Source organism: Jatrophihabitans sp. (assembly GCA_036389035.1).
In the GTDB taxonomy this organism is placed as follows: Bacteria; Actinomycetota; Actinomycetes; order Mycobacteriales; family Jatrophihabitantaceae; genus Jatrophihabitans_A.
In genome coordinates this window covers 1-14,201 of sequence record DASVQQ010000022.1, presented here as the reverse complement: position 1 = coordinate 14,201, position 14,201 = coordinate 1, and the positions used below count along the sequence as shown (strand labels likewise).

The 14,201-nt window shown below is 70.8% G+C and carries 12 protein-coding genes and 1 pseudogene; 5 read left to right on the top strand and 8 right to left on the bottom strand.

Annotated features, from left to right (window positions below):
- Window positions 1–464: 464 nt before the first annotated feature.
- From rplI to VF557_13505, 5 genes and pseudogenes are all read right to left on the bottom strand, one after another.
- On the bottom strand, window positions 465–914 hold the full coding sequence (gene rplI, locus VF557_13525) for a 50S ribosomal protein L9 (GenBank protein ID HEX8081224.1): 450 nt from the start codon (window positions 912–914) through the stop codon (window positions 465–467).
- A gap of 13 nt (window positions 915–927) precedes the next feature.
- Window positions 928–1,164, bottom strand: coding sequence for a 30S ribosomal protein S18 (gene rpsR / locus VF557_13520; protein HEX8081223.1), 237 nt, complete (start codon window positions 1,162–1,164; stop codon window positions 928–930).
- Between the two features lie 39 nt (window positions 1,165–1,203).
- A complete protein-coding gene (locus VF557_13515; GenBank protein HEX8081222.1) occupies window positions 1,204–1,692 on the bottom strand; it encodes a single-stranded DNA-binding protein in 489 nt (162 codons plus the stop codon).
- 77 nt (window positions 1,693–1,769) lie between these two features.
- Window positions 1,770–2,048, bottom strand: a pseudogene (gene rpsF / locus VF557_13510) (30S ribosomal protein S6).
- Window positions 2,049–2,249: 201 nt separating this feature from the next.
- Window positions 2,250–3,329: a hypothetical protein gene (locus VF557_13505; GenBank protein ID HEX8081221.1), complete on the bottom strand. Its 1,080-nt coding sequence runs from the start codon at window positions 3,327–3,329 to the stop codon at window positions 2,250–2,252.
- A gap of 232 nt (window positions 3,330–3,561) precedes the next feature.
- Between VF557_13505 and VF557_13500 the strand changes: the two genes are divergently transcribed.
- The 3 genes from VF557_13500 to VF557_13490 are packed head-to-tail and all read left to right on the top strand — an operon-like array spanning window position 3,562 to window position 6,264.
- The gene (locus VF557_13500; protein ID HEX8081220.1) at window positions 3,562–4,110 is read left to right on the top strand and encodes a SigE family RNA polymerase sigma factor; all 549 of its coding nucleotides are present in this window, start codon (window positions 3,562–3,564) and stop codon (window positions 4,108–4,110) included.
- Window positions 4,107–5,432, top strand: a complete 1,326-nt coding sequence (locus tag VF557_13495) for a DUF4232 domain-containing protein (protein HEX8081219.1) — start codon at window positions 4,107–4,109, stop codon at window positions 5,430–5,432. The genes VF557_13500 and VF557_13495 overlap by 4 nt, the downstream gene beginning before the upstream one ends.
- A gap of 52 nt (window positions 5,433–5,484) precedes the next feature.
- On the top strand, window positions 5,485–6,264 hold the full coding sequence (locus tag VF557_13490; GenBank protein ID HEX8081218.1) for a deoxyribonuclease IV: 780 nt from the start codon (window positions 5,485–5,487) through the stop codon (window positions 6,262–6,264).
- Window positions 6,265–6,308: 44 nt separating this feature from the next.
- Here VF557_13490 and VF557_13485 read toward each other — a convergent pair whose 3' ends face one another.
- The 3 genes from VF557_13485 to VF557_13475 all read right to left on the bottom strand — a co-directional run bounded on the left by VF557_13485 (window position 6,309) and on the right by VF557_13475 (window position 12,174).
- Window positions 6,309–8,066: a proline--tRNA ligase gene (locus VF557_13485; GenBank protein HEX8081217.1), complete on the bottom strand. Its 1,758-nt coding sequence runs from the start codon at window positions 8,064–8,066 to the stop codon at window positions 6,309–6,311.
- Window positions 8,067–8,229: 163 nt separating this feature from the next.
- Window positions 8,230–9,744, bottom strand: a complete 1,515-nt coding sequence (locus VF557_13480) for a glycosyltransferase 87 family protein (protein HEX8081216.1) — start codon at window positions 9,742–9,744, stop codon at window positions 8,230–8,232.
- 78 nt (window positions 9,745–9,822) lie between these two features.
- Window positions 9,823–12,174 (bottom strand): transglycosylase domain-containing protein, encoded by a 2,352-nt coding sequence (locus VF557_13475; GenBank protein HEX8081215.1) that lies wholly within the window; start codon window positions 12,172–12,174, stop codon window positions 9,823–9,825.
- Between the two features lie 400 nt (window positions 12,175–12,574).
- On the opposite strand from VF557_13475, the gene VF557_13470 reads away from it, so the two are divergent.
- Both VF557_13470 and VF557_13465 read left to right on the top strand, forming a co-directional pair.
- Window positions 12,575–13,138, top strand: a complete 564-nt coding sequence (locus tag VF557_13470) for a PadR family transcriptional regulator (GenBank protein HEX8081214.1) — start codon at window positions 12,575–12,577, stop codon at window positions 13,136–13,138.
- A gap of 63 nt (window positions 13,139–13,201) precedes the next feature.
- Window positions 13,202–14,201, top strand: a 1,000-nt coding sequence (locus tag VF557_13465) for an inositol-3-phosphate synthase (protein HEX8081213.1), incomplete at its 3' end; no start/stop codon positions are given.

Genomic DNA, 14,201 nt, shown 5'->3' with positions numbered 1-14,201 from the left:
ACGAGCTGGGGACAGGCCTGTGAATAACTCCGCCGAGCAGGCCGGAGAGCCCGTAATCATTGGGCTAGGTTGTGCTCAGCCTGTGGAAGAAAAGTAATTTTGAAGAAGGTGAGCGCTCAGGCAACTGTGTGCGTCGGGTTTACTACTGGACCGAACTGTGTTCAGTCGGTAACACCCCGCTCACGTTTGGCTACCACATATCCACAGGCCGCGCGAGTCGATCTAGGAATCTGGACGAGCTGCCCATCGGGCCGCAGACAGCGCCTCAGGCACCGCCGCAGACAGTGCCTCAGACAGCACTTCAAACACCGCCTCAGACACCGCCGACCAACGGCCGGCCGAGCCGGGCAGGCCAAGGACCCGGACCGCGCAACGGCGGTTCCGGGTCCTCGATCAGGGCAATATCAGGTGCTGGGCAGGCCCGCGCCGACAGCCGGCTCGGGTCAGCCCGACGTGGCCGGGAGCTACTTGTTTCCCGCCACCGTCACGGCCACGTTGGCCACCACGTCAGGGTGCAGCTCGATGGTCACGGTGTGCGCCCCGGTGGTCTTGATGTGACCGGGCAGGTGCACCCGCTTCTTGTCCACCGTGGGGCCGCCGGCGGCCTTCACGGCGTCGGCGACATCGGCCTGGGTGACCGAGCCGAACAACCGGCCGCCCTCGCCCGCGCGGGCCTTGAGCGTGACGGACAGCCCCTCGAGCTGGGCCTTGATCTCCTTGGCGTGGTCCAGGCCGCGGATCTCCCGCGAGTTCTGGGCGCGCCGGATCTGGGTGATCTGCTTCTCGGCGCCCTTGCTCCAGTTGATCGCCGAACCACGCGGCACCAGGTAGTTGCGGCCGTAGCCGTCGGCCACCTCGACGATGTCGCCGGGAACGCCGAGGCCGGTCACCTCACGAGTCAGGATGATCTTCATATCTCGTCCTGCCTTAGCGCGCGGTCGAGGTGTAGGGCAGCAGCGCCATCTCGCGGGCGTTCTTGACCGCCTTGGCGATCTCGCGCTGCTGTTGGGTGCTGACGCCGGTCACCCGCCGGGCGCGGATCTTGCCCCGGTCGGAGATGAACTTGCGCAGCATGGCGGTGTCCTTGTAGTCGATCGCCTCGATCCGTGAGGTCTTGAGCGGGTTCGACTTCTTCTTGGGCTTGCGTAACGGTGGCTTGGCCATCTTCTTGAAGACTCCGTAGTGAGATCAGTGAGCGAGGTTTTAGAAGGGCGGTTCGTCGGAGAAGCCGCCGGAGGAGGAGGCGGCCGGGCCGGACGAGGCCCACGGGTCATCGGCCGGGGCCGAGCCGGAGTTGTCGGCGCCGAAGCCGCCGCCGGACGAGCCGCGCTGGGTGCGGTTGACCTTGGCCGTGGCGTACTTCAGCGACGGGCCGACCTCGTCGACATCGAGTTCGATGACGGTGCGCTTCTCACCCTCGCGGGTCTCGAACGAGCGCTGCTTCAACCGCCCGGTCACCACCACGCGCATGCCGCGCTGCAGGGACTCGGCGACGTTCTCGGCCGCCTGGCGCCAGATCGAGCAGCGCAGGAACAGCGCGTCGCCGTCCTTCCACTCGTTGGTGTTCTTGTCGAAGTTGCGCGGGGTGGAGGCCACCGTGAAGGAGGCCACCGCCGCGCCCGACGGGGTGAACCGCAGCTCGGGGTCAGCCGTCAGGTTGCCGACGACGGTGATGACCGTCTCGCCGGCCATCAGGCTGACCTCTTCGCTTCGGACTTCTTGGCCTGAGCCTTGACCTGGGCCTTCTTCGACTTGGCCTTCTGCAGATTGGGTCGCAGCACCTTGGTGCGCAGCACCGACTCGTTGAGGTTCAGCTGCCGGTCGAGCTCGATCACCGAGGCCGGCTCGGCGTGGATGTCGATGACGGCGTAGATGCCCTCGGACTTCTTGTTGATCTCGAAGGACAACCGGCGCTTGCCCCAGACGTCGACCTTGTCCACCGAACCGCCGCCCTTTTTGATGACGGAGAGGAAGGTGTCAAGGGACGGGGCGATGGTCCGCTCGTCGAGTTCGGGGTCGAGGATGACCATGACTTCGTAATGGCGCATGGGATTAACCCAGCCTCCTGTGGACTATGCGGCCACGGACGTTCCGTGGCAGGAGGGTGCGCGGTCTGTTCGCCACCTGCCGAGCAGGTCGCGGGCGCGAACACCTGACGTTCGATGCCCAGACAGCAACCTTGACAGGTTACCGGCTGGCGCCCGGCGAAGGAAATCGGCCGGTCAGCGCTGGGCCGGCCGGTGCCGAGGTCAGCGCTGGGCCGGCTGCAGCAAGAAGGTGCGGGCGTAGAACGCGGTCGCGCCCGACAGCGCCAGGATGGCCAGGACCACCGCGAGGGTGGGCAGCGCGCCGAGGGCTGACCGGGGCCGGCTCGTGGCCAGCTCGACGGTCTCGGGAGAGCCGCCGGGCTTGGCCTGCCGCTGGGCCGAGCCGGCCGGCTGGGCGTTGCCGGCGCCCGGCTGCTGGCCGGGTGCGGTGATCGAGCCGCCGGTGGCCGAGCCGCCGGCGCCCGAGTCGCCGCCGCCCGGGACGTAGAGCCCGCCCAGCCCGCTGCCGGTGCCGTAGCCCTTGGGCACGGTGCGGTCGGCGACCGTCGGTCCGGTCGGCTTGTAGTTGGTGCCCGGGCCCTGGTCGCCACCCGGCGCGCTGGCGCCCGGCGGGTTGATCGCGGGCGGGCTGAGGACCGGCGGGTTGACCCCCGGCAGCGTCGGCGCCGGAGGAAGCGTCGGCAGCGCGCTGTTGACCGGTCCGAGCGCGCCGTTGGCGCTGCTCACCACCCCGCCGATCGCGCCGTTGATCCCGCTGATGATCGGGCTGGGCACCGCCGACGCCGACACGCTCGGCACCGGGATCTGGACCGCGATGACGCAACCCCGGGCGTTGGCGTTGAGAACCAGCTTGCCGGTACGGCTGGCACCGACAGCGATGGCTCCGAGCGGGCCATCGGCCTTGGACTGCCAGGTAAGGCTGTAGGTCGTCGCCCTGCTGAACGTGATAGGAGTGCTGCCGGTCGTGGGCACCTTGGCGATCACGGCCGTGCTGTTGGGATCGGCGGAGTTGGGGGCCGGCTTGATCGTCAGGCTCTGGCTGGTGGCGCCGGCAAGGAGCGCTCCCCGCTTGAACTGCACCACCGTCGCCGGCTTGAGCGCGATGGAGTCATAGACCCCCAGCGGCACCGCCGGGCAGTTGGGAGAGGTCATCCCCGTCGGCTCGAGCGTGATCGGCGTCGGGGGCGTCACCGCGCCGCTGGGGCCGGACAGCAGCAGGCCGGCGCCGGAGGCCACGATCGCGGCGGCGACGGCGACGCCGGCGATGCGACGAAGGCTCATCAACACTCCCTAGGCGAGGCGGCGAGTACCGCGTAGCGTCCTGAACGTCCGAAAAGCGCCATCCTAGCGTGCCCGCCCGGTTGGCGCCGTCCCAGGAACTCAACGAAGCGGGCTCCCATTGGTCACGCGCGCTCAACCACCGGTCAGCCGGGCCGGCCGGAAGAGCCGGCGAATCGCCGGCCGAATCGCGCCGGCGAGCAATGTTTCGCCCGGCTCGGGTGTCTTGACAGACATGGAGGTCCTGGCGCGGGCGGCGGCCCACTTCGCGCGGTTCGTGGAGGACCGCACCGACTCGCTGCTCGCCACCGCCTACCTGCTCACCCGGGACCGGCAGGCCGCCGAGGAACTGGTCCAGGACACCCTGGTGGCGCTGTACCCGCGGTGGTCCAAGGTGGCCGAGGCGCAGTCGCCGATCGCCTACGTCCGCCGGTCGCTGATCAACCGCTACCTCAACCAGCAGCGGCGCCCCGCGGCCGCTGAGCTGGTCACCGACTTCACCGCCGCCCGGGCGCCCGAGCGGCGCGCCGGCCAGGACTTCGCGCTCCGGGTCGATGACCGCGACCAGCTGCGCCGGGTGCTGGGCACGCTGCCGCCCCGGCAGCGGGCCGCCGTGGTGCTGCGCTACTTCCATGACCTGTCCGACCAGCAGATCGCCGAGACGATGGGCTGCCGCGCCACCACGGTGCGCAGCCTGATCAGCCGAGCGCTCAGCACACTGCGCGGCGACGCCGCCCTCACCGGCCACGACGGCCAGTCCGACCAGCAGGGAGCCATTCGATGACGCCCGACGAACTCGACACCGCCCTCCGGGACGAGCTCAGAACCCAGGCCCGGCTCGCCCCGGCCGCCGCGCCGATCAAGGCCCGGGTGCTGGTGGCGACCCGCGCCCTGCCGCCGGAGGCGGGGCAGCCACGCGGCCTGCGGGCCTGGATGGTCCCGATGCTGGCAGCGGCGGCCGTGCTGCTGGTGACCCTCGGCGTCACAGCCGGCCCCAAGCTGCTGCGCTCGGACGGCGCCGACCGCACCCCGCCCGCCCTCAGCTCGACCTCGCCCTCGCCCACCCCGAGCGCCAGCGCGATCTCGCCGGCTCCGTCGCCGTCGGCCAAGCCCACCGCGTCCGCCAAGCCCACCGCCAAGCCCACGCCCGCCACCAGGACGACCCCGTCCAGCACCGGGCCCAGGCCCGCCGACCCCCCGCCCAACCCGGCGCCCGGCTCCCCCGTGCCGCAGGACTGGTACCTGGGACTCAAGGTCGCCGCGCTGCCGCACACCGCCGGGCTGTGCCCGGACGGCCTGACGGCCGGCCACCCCAGGGACATGGGCGCCCCCACCATCTCGGTGCCCGGCGAACCGGCCCCGCTGTGGTTGCTGACCATGACCTGCTTCGGCGGCGACAGCTCCCACCCGATGCCGGTCGAGGTGTTCCGGTACAGCCCGCAGGGCCCGCAGCTGGTGCAGACATTGGCCTACCAGCCCGGCGACCCGCGCGCGATCACGGTCACCGCGATCAACGTCGAGGGCTCGCGCCTCGTCCTGACCGAGAAGGGCTACTCACCGGCCGACCCGCCGTGCTGCCGCAGCCTGCGGTTCAGCCAGGACTTCACCTGGAGCACCGCCGAGTCCCGCTTCGTGGCCGGGCCGCGGGTCGACACGGCGCCGACCTGCGCCGGTGACCAGCTGGCGATGACCGGTTCGGCCGTGGCCGGTCCGGACGGTGACGTCCGCGGCGTCCTGCTGAGCTATGTCAACAACGGCGAGCAGCCCTGCACGCTGACCGGCTACCCCGTGGCGCGGATCGTCGACGCGGCAGGCCAGCTGCTGGCCGACGCGGCCCGGACCCCGGCCGGCCCGCTCGGCGGCCTGACCGGCGGCGAGGCCCCGCGGGTCGTGCTGTCCGGCTCCGCCACCCCGGCGTCGGCCGTGATCGAATGGAGCACCGTGCAGCGTGAGGGCTCCCGGTGTCACCCGCAGGCCGAGCTGCTGTTCGCCCCGCCGGGAGCCACCGACACCGACACCTTCGGCCCCCAGGCCCTGGTGTGCGACCTGCAGGTGCATCCGGTGGTGGCCGGCGACACCGGCAGCCAACAGCCCGTCGACCCCTGACCTCGCACCGCCGTGATGACTGCTGTCGGGAGCCGGACGTAATCTGACAAGCATGGCTGACAACCTCGTCATCGGCGCCCACGTCGACTCCGCCGACCCGCTGGCCGCGGCCGCCCGGGTCGACGCCGCGGCGGTTCAGTTCTTCCTCGCCGACCCGCAGGGCTGGAAGGCGCCCAAGGAGCATCCGCACGCCGAGGCCATCCGGGCCAGCGGCCTGACGGTCTACGTGCACTCGCCGTACGTGATCAACGTGGCCACCACCAACAACCGGATCCGGGTCCCGAGCCGCAAGATCCTGGGCCAGCACGCCGCGGCGGCCGCCGCGATCGGCGCCAAGGCGCTGATCGTGCACGGCGGGCACGTGGGCGCCAACGACGACCCGGCGGTGGGCATCGACAACTGGCGCAAGACCTTCGCCTACCAGGCCGACAGCGGTGGTTTCCCGCTGCCGATCCTGATCGAGAACACCGCCGGCGGCACCTCCGCGATCGCCCGGCACCTGGACCGGATCGCCCAGCTGTGGGACGCGATCGGCGAGTACGACCCGGGCTTCTGCCTGGACACCTGCCACGCCCACGCCGGCGGCGAGGACCTGACCGGCATCGTCGACCGGGTCAAGGCCATCACCGGCCGGATCGACCTGGTGCACGCCAACGACAGCCGCGACACCTTCGACTCCGGCGCCGACCGGCACGCCAACTTCGGCACCGGCTTCATCGAGCCCGAGGCGATCGCGGCCATCGTGCGGGCCGCCGGCTGCGACGTGGTGGTCGAGACGCCGGCCGATGGCCAGGCCGAGGACATCAGCTTCCTGCGCAACAAGGCCAGCTGAGTCCCACCGGCCGGCCGAGCCAGAACCGCCCGGGCCGGCTGAGGTCAGACCGCCGTCACCTCGGCGTGCACGGCGCTCACCGCGTCACCCACCGGCACCTCGCGCCGCTCGCCGGACTTGCGGTCGCGCAGCTCCACCACACCGTTGTCCAGCCCCCGGCCGACCACCAGGATCGTCGGCACCCCGAGCAGCTCGGCGTCCTTGAACTTCACCCCCGGTGAGGCCTTGCGGTCATCGAGCAGCACCCGTACGCCCAGTGACACCAGCTCGGTGGCGATCCGCTCGGCCTCGGCCACCGCGGCGACGTCCTTTCCGGTGGGCACCACCTGCACGTCGGCCGGGGCCACCACCCGCGGCCACACCAGGCCGGCCTCGTCGTGGGTCTGCTCGGCCAGCGCGGCCACGGCCCGGGTGATGCCGACTCCGTAGGAGCCCATCGTGATCGTCACCGGCTTGCCCTCGGGCCCCAGCGCCGTCAACCCGAACGCCTCCGCGAACTTGCGCCCCAGCTGAAAGACATGGCCCAGCTCGATGCCGCGGGCGATCTGCAGCGGCGAGTCGCAGCGGGCGCACCGGTCACCGTCGCGGATCTCGACCGCGCCGATCTCACCGGCCGGGTCGAAGTCCCGCCCGCGCACCACGAACGCGGTGTGCTTGCCGGCCTCGTTGGCCCCGGTGACCCAGGCGCTGCCCGACACCACCAGCGGGTCGACCAGGTAGCGCACCTTGAGGTCGGCCAGCAGCTGCGGTCCGATGTAGCCCTTGACCAGCTCCGGCTCGGCGGCCAGGTCCTTCTCGTCGGCCTGCTCGACCTGGACCGGCTCCAGCTGGCCGGACAGCCGCTTGAGGTCGACCTCGCGGTCACCGGGCACGCCCACCACCAGCAGCTCCCAGCGGTCCGCGCCGGGCTGCCGGGTCTTGAGCACCACGTTCTTCAGGGTGTCGGCCGCACTGAACTGTCCCGGCTGCAACCCGTACTCGGCCCAGTCCAGGCTGTTCAGCCGGTCCACCAGCGTGGCGATGGTCGGCGTGTCCGGGGTGTCGAGCACCACGCTGGCCGGCTGCTGGGAGCCGTCCTGCGCCGGCGGCCCGGCGATCTCGACCGCCTCGGTGTTGGCCGCGTAGTCACACGAGGTGCACTGCACGAAGGTGTCCTCGCCCGAGGGCGTCGGCGCCAGGAACTCCTCCGACGCCGAGCCGCCCATCGCCCCGGACATCGCGAACACGATCCGGTAGTCGAAGCCCAACCGGCTGAAGATCCGCTCGTAGGCGTCGCGGTGCGCCCGGTAGGCCTGCTCGAGCCCCTCGTCGGACAGGTCGAAGGAGTAGGAGTCCTTCATGATGAACTCGCGGCCGCGCAGCACCCCGGCCCGGGGCCGGGCCTCGTCGCGGTACTTGGTCTGGATCTGGTAGAGCGCCAGCGGGTAGTCCTTGTAGGAGGAGTACTCGCCCTTGACCAGCAGCGTGAACAGCTCCTCATGCGTCGGGCCGAGCAGGTAGTCCCCGCCCTTGCGGTCCTTCAGCCGGAACAGCGAGTCGCCGTAGTCCGCCCACCGCCCGCTGGCCTCGAAGATCTCGCGCGGGATCAGCGCCGGGAAGTGCACCTCCTGCGCGCCGATCGAGGCCATCTCCTCGCGCACGACCTTCTCGACATTGGCCAGCACCGCCATGCCCAGCGGCAGCCAGGAGTAGATGCCCGGCGCCACCCGCCGGACGTAGCCGCCGCGGACCAGCAGCCGGTGGCTGGGCACCTCGGCGTCGGCCGGGTCGTCGCGCAGGGTGCGCAGGAACAGCGTGGACATCCGCAGCAGCACAAGAACTCCAACCGTCGATGCGGCTCACCGGCCGGCGGACGCGTTCGTCCGGCATGAGCGAGCCGAGAAGGGCAAGGTTACCCAAGCCCCGCCGGCGGCCCGAGCCAATTACGCCCCGCCGATCACGGCAAGGCGGCTCACGCCCCGGCGGTCACGGCCCGGTCAGGGTCGGCGAGGCAGCCCGGGCGCCGATCAGCCGGTCCGCCGGCGCCGCGGCGAACACCCCGGCGCCGGGGTCCGGCTCGCCGGCCGAGCGCACCACGTCCAGCTCGGGACGGCGGATGTCACGCACGATCAGGGCCACCAGCACCAGCAGCGCGGCGTCGCGGATCAGCAGCACCCAGGTCAGCCCCTCGTAGGGCAGGGCCTTGTTGGGGTCGCTGCCGCCGAGCAGCCAGAGCAGGGTGGCGATCCAGACCGCGATCTCGGTGGCCTGCCAGAGCAGCGCGCTGCGCCAGCGCGGCCGGGCCAGCGCCAGCAGCGGCACCAGCCAGATCGAGTACTGCGGGCTCCACACCTTGGTGGTCAGCAGGAAGGCGGTGACCGTCAGAAAGGCAAGCTGCGCCAGCCGGGGCCGGACCGGCGCGCTCAACGCCAGCCAGCCGATCGCGCCGAGCGCGGCCAGCAGGAACAGCGCCACCGCCAGGCCCGGCGGTGACCAGCCGGAGTCGGTGGCCGAGCCGAAGGTGCTGGGGAAGTAGTGCTTGAGCATCGCCCAGAACGTGCTGGCCTCGGCCGGCCGGGATTCGGAGAAGGAGTAGAACTCCTTCCAGCCGGCCGTCCAGGTCAGCGCCACCGGCAGGTTCACCGCCAACCAGGCGCCGGCCGCTGCCACCGCGGCCCACAGCACCGGCCGCCAGGTGCGGGTTCGGTAGGCCAGCAGCGCCAGCGGCACGAACAGCAGCGCCGGATACAGCTTGGCCGCCGCACCCAGCCCGATCAGCACCCCGGCCGCCACCGGTCGCTCGCGGGCCCAGGCCCACAGCGCGGCGGAGGCGAAGGCCATCGCCAGCAGGTCCCAGTTGGAGAAGGCGTGAAAGACCAGCAGCGGGCTCAGCGCCAGGATCGCCGCGTCCCACTGCCGCCGCCGGCCCGCCGCCGCGGCGGTCGCCGCGATGGTGAACAGTCCGCAGATCGCCAGCAGCACGCAGGTCAGCACGCCGAACATCACGCCCTGGTTGCTGCCGGGCAGCAGCCCGCTCTCGGCGAGCGAGCTCCAGGCCCGGGTCAGCTCGGCGGTGACCCACATGAAGCCGCCGGTGAGCACCGGATACTCCACGGCGTGGTCGCGGTAGGGCACCGCGCCCGAGGACAGGCCCTCCGCGCCCCACAGCGGGATGACGTCGGAGTAGCAGACGTGGGTGTACTGCTTGGACGCCACCCACTGGCCGTCGGCGCACGGCGACTTCTCGGCGTAGCCCAGCAGCAACGTGAACGCCCCGAGCGCCAGCAGCGCCCGCAGCGGCGTCCACCAGCCGGAGTCCAGGCGGGCGTAGCGCCCCAGCGGGCCGCCCACCAGGGCGCTGGCCCGGGCGGCCGTCGGGTCCTGCCGCGACGGCGGCGGCACCTCGTCCCAGGACAGCGGAGACAGCGGCGCCTCGCGCGGCAGCGGAACCTTGTCCGGACCCGGCGCGCCGCCGGCCGCGGGGCTGCTCAGCTCGGTCACGCCGACGATCCTCGCACGCTGTCGCTCACCCACACCCGGAGATCACCGGCGACCTGGCCATTCCGGACCGCTGGAGGATCACGGACGTCTGGAGCTGGCCGTCGGTGGGCCGGGTGTCACCGCCGCCGGGCCGGCGGCCTTGGAGCTGGAGCTGGCGCTGGGAGCCGGTGACTGGCTGGACGGCGAGGTGGACGGGCAGACCGGCAGGCCGCAGCTGGTGCTCGGCGTGGGCGTGGGCTCGGCCGAGGTGCTGGGCGGCGGCGCGCTGGTGGTGGGCGGCGCGCTGGTGGTGGGCGGCGCGCTGGTGCTCGGCGCCGTGCTGGACTCGGTCGGTGACGGGGCGGCGCTGGAGGTGGCCGCCGTGGTGGGCGTCGGGGCCGGCAGCCCGATCTGCTGGGTGGTGGCCAGCGGCTGCACCGGCTTGCCGCTGAGGTAGCCGTTCATAAATGCCTGCCAGGTGTGGCCGGCCATGCCGCGGCCGTACTCAGAGTTGCCGTTCGCGTCATAGATCGGCTCGACCTTGTCCGAGCCCACCCAGGACGCCACGCTGACCTGCGGGGTGAACCCGACCGTCCAGCCGTCACTGGAGTCGCCGGAGTCCTGGATGCCGACCGTGCCGGTCTTGGCTGCCACCGGTCGCCCGTCGGACGGCGCGATCTGCGAGCGCTGCGCCACCTCCTGCATGGTCAGGGTGGTGTCGTTGGCGACCCGCTTGTCCAGCACCCGCTTGGCCTTGTCCTTGTGCTGGTAGACCAGGTTGCCCTTGCTGTCGGTGATCTTCTCGATGAAGTAGGCCGGCCGGTACAGCCCGCCGTTGGCCAGCGTGGCGAAGCCGACGGCCTGGTCCATGATCCGCACCGGGTAGTTGCCGATGCCGACGTAGTTGTCGGGGTTCCCGTTGCGCATCAGGGTCGGCGCGCCCGGGTTGGCCCCGGACGCCGACTCCACCGCCGGGATGCCCACGGCCCGGGCGGTCTTGACCACGTTGGCCGGCTTCACCAGCGAGGTCAGCCTGCCGAACACGGTGTTCAGCGACAGCCGGGTCGCCTCGCGCAGGGTGTAATTGCCGAAGTCGGGGTCCGACGGGTCGTTGGCGAACGGCAGGTTGTCGATGACCTGCGGCGACGAGCCGTCGAAGACGGACTGGATGGTGTAGGCCGGCTTGACGCCCTGCAGGTTCTGGGTGAGCGCGGTGGCCGTCACGTAGGGCTTGAAGCTCGAGCCGGGCGGACGCCAGGACTGGGCGTAGTCCAGCCCGCCCCCGTTGCGCCCGCCGTAGTAGGCGATCACCGCGCCGCTGGCGGGATTGACCGCGACCAGGGCCGGGCGCAGGTTGCGCTGCTTGGGCGTCAGGTTCGAGTAGTTGGCCTTGATGGCCTCCTGGGCGGCCACCTGGGCGCCGCGGTCGATGGTGGTCTGGATCCGCAGGCCCCGGGGGTTGATGCTGGCCGGGTCGACGCCGTCGGCGGCCAGCTCCGACTTCACCTGGCGCCAGACCAGGCCGAGCGGGCCGTCCAGCACCGAGCTGGTGTTGCGGGTCTTGATGGTGGTCGGGAACTTCAACCGGTCGGCCTGCGCCTGGGTCAGCTTGCCGGTGCCGACCATGCCGTCCACCACGTACTCCCAGCGACCCTTGGACTCCGACGGGGTGACCGCCGGGTCGTAGTACTCCGGCGACTTGATCACCGTCGCCAGCAGCGCGCCCTGGGCGGTGTTGACCTTGTCGATGGAGACCCCGAAGTAGGCCTTGGCGGCGGCCTCGATGCCGTAGGCGCCGCGGCCGAAGTAGATGGTGTTCAGGTAGCTCTCCAGGATCTCGTCCTTGGAGAACTGGCGGCTGATCTTCAGGGCGATCACCAGCTCCTTGAGCTTGCGGCTCAGGGTCTGGTCGGAGTTGAGGTAGGCGTTCTTCACGTACTGCTGGGTGATGGTCGAGCCACCCTGGACGGGGCCGCCCCGGACGTCGTTGACGGCGGCCCGCACGGTGCCCCGCACCGACACGCCGGGCTCGGAGTAGAAGCCGCGGTCCTCGGCGGCCAGCACCGCGTCGCGCACGTGCACCGGGACCTTGGACAGCGGCACGATGATCCGGTTCTCGCCGCCGTCGATGGTGGCCATGGTGGAGCCGTCGGCGTACTGCACGATGGCGGCCTGGTTGGTCTTGAGCTGCTGCGGGCTCGGCACCTTGACGAGGGAATAGACGCTGAGCGCGAGCACGGTCGACAGCAGCGCCACGATGCCGAGCAACCAGGTCAGCAGCAGGCCGATCCGGCGCAGCACCCGCTTGCGGGTGCTCATCTTGGCCAGCCGGCGCTTCTTGGCCGCCCGCCGGCGCTTCCAACCGCTCGGCTGGCCCGGGCTCGAAGCCGGGCGTCTGGGGCCGCCGCCGGAGGCGGACCGGGACTGACCAGGCGCGGAGGGACCCGCCACGAAGAACTCCTCACTCAGCACTACGTCGATATCAAGCAGTCGAACAGCACCGCAGTCGAACGGCGCCGCAGTCGAACGGCGCCGCAGTCGAACGGCGCCGCTCAGCCCGGCCGGTTACCTCACCCAATCGGCCGGGCTGCTCGGCGCGCGACCCTCCCGGGCCACCCATCGCAGGGTACGGGCACTTTTTGGGCGCCGGCCGCCGGCAGAGCCGTCCAAGCCCCACTAAAAGCCCCAGAAACCGCGGCAGGTCATGGGGGTGTGGGCGACGACTCACCTCCGACTCAGTGTAGTCACTATCTCAACCTGATGTATCGTGCTGATATATCGGCCAGCACTTCCAGAGTGCCAGCCGGCAGGGTCAGCGCGTTCGTCGAACTTCGGAGGGGAGGACACACCCATGTTGGAGATCCCCATCCTGGGCCTGCTCAGCGAGGCTCCGATGCACGGCTACGAGTTGCGCAAGCGGCTGTCCACCCTGCTGGGAGCGTTCCGGGCCTTCTCCTACGGTTCGCTGTACCCGTCCTTGCGGCGGTTGCAGGAAGCCGGCTGGATCGACGAGGAGGCGCCGCTGGAAGAGCCGGCCGGCGGCTTCAGCGGCCGGTCCCGGCGCGGCAAGCGGGTCTACCGGTTGACCGCTGAGGGCAAGGAGCACTTCGCCGAGCTGCTGGCCGAAGTCGGACCCGACGCCTATGACGACGAGGGCTTCGGCACCCGGCTGGCCTTCTTCGCCCAGACCCGCTCCGACATCCGGCTGCAGATCCTGGAGGGTCGCAAGCAGCGGATGACCGAGCAGGCCGACGGCATGCGCAGCTCGCTGGCCAGGACCCGGGAGCGAATGGACCGCTACACCCTGCAGTTGCAAGAGCACGGGCTCGAATCGGCGGACCGGGAAGTCCGGTGGCTGACCGAGTTGATCGAGACCGAGCGCCGGAGCCCGAACACCGGCCCCACTCAACACTGACCTACCGCCCGCGCCGAGTTGAGCACCAGCCAGGCCAAGCACCTAACAACAAGGAGGAACCCGATGGGTTCGGAAAACGCAACGTCGGCCGCCGGTCGCATCCGCGTCGCCATCGTCGGCGTCGGCAACTGTGCCGCATCGCTGGTGCAGGGCGTGCACTTCTACCGTGACGCCGACCCCTCGGGGAACGTTCCCGGGCTGATGCACGTCAAGTTCGGCGACTACCACGTCAGCGACATCGACTTCGTCGCCGCCTTCGACGTCGACGCCAAGAAGGTCGGCCGCGACCTGTCCGAGGCCATCGTCGCCTCGGAGAACAACACCATCAAGCTCTGCGACGTCCCCCCGCTGGACGTGCCGGTGCAGCGGGGGCCCACCCTGGACGGCTTGGGCAAGTACTACCGCCTGACCATCGACGAGTCCGACTACGAGCCGGTGGACGTGGTCAAGGTCCTCAAGGACCAGGCCGTCGACGTGATGATCTGCTACCTCCCGGTGGGTTCGGAGGACGCCGCGAAGTTCTACGCCCAGTGCGCCATCGACGCCAAGGTCGGCTTCGTCAACGCCCTGCCGGTGTTCATCGCCGGCACCCCGGAGTGGGCGGCCAAGTTCGAAGAGGCCGGCGTGCCGATCGTCGGCGACGACATCAAGTCCCAGGTCGGAGCCACCATCACCCACCGGGTGCTGGCCAAGCTGTTCGAGGACCGCGGCGTGGTGCTGGACCGCACCTACCAGCTCAACGTCGGCGGCAACATGGACTTCAAGAACATGCTCGAGCGCGACCGGCTGGAGTCGAAGAAGATCTCCAAGACCCAGGCCGTCACCTCGAACATGCAGCACGACCTCGGCGCCCGCAACGTCCACATCGGCCCGTCGGACTACGTCCAGTGGCTCGATGACCGCCAGTGGGCCTACGTCCGGCTCGAGGGCCGCGCGTTCGGCGAGGTGCCGCTGAACCTGGAGTACAAGCTCGAGGTCTGGGACTCACCGAACTCGGCCGGCATCATCATCGACGCCCTGCGCGCGGCCAAGATCGCCATGGACCGGGGCGTCGGCGGCCCCA

Coding starts and splice junctions, on each gene's coding strand:
- VF557_13515 (HEX8081222.1), bottom strand. CDS start 1,692: ATGGCCGGCGAGACGGTCATCACCGTCGTCGGCAACCTGACGGCTGAC.
- VF557_13485 (HEX8081217.1), bottom strand. CDS start 8,066: ATGTCCACGCTGTTCCTGCGCACCCTGCGCGACGACCCGGCCGACGCC.
- rplI (HEX8081224.1), bottom strand. CDS start 914: ATGAAGATCATCCTGACTCGTGAGGTGACCGGCCTCGGCGTTCCCGGC.
- rpsR (HEX8081223.1), bottom strand. CDS start 1,164: ATGGCCAAGCCACCGTTACGCAAGCCCAAGAAGAAGTCGAACCCGCTC.
- VF557_13470 (HEX8081214.1), top strand. CDS start 12,575: ATGTTGGAGATCCCCATCCTGGGCCTGCTCAGCGAGGCTCCGATGCAC.
- VF557_13495 (HEX8081219.1), top strand. CDS start 4,107: ATGACGCCCGACGAACTCGACACCGCCCTCCGGGACGAGCTCAGAACC.
- VF557_13490 (HEX8081218.1), top strand. CDS start 5,485: ATGGCTGACAACCTCGTCATCGGCGCCCACGTCGACTCCGCCGACCCG.
- VF557_13500 (HEX8081220.1), top strand. CDS start 3,562: ATGGAGGTCCTGGCGCGGGCGGCGGCCCACTTCGCGCGGTTCGTGGAG.
- VF557_13505 (HEX8081221.1), bottom strand. CDS start 3,329: ATGAGCCTTCGTCGCATCGCCGGCGTCGCCGTCGCCGCCGCGATCGTG.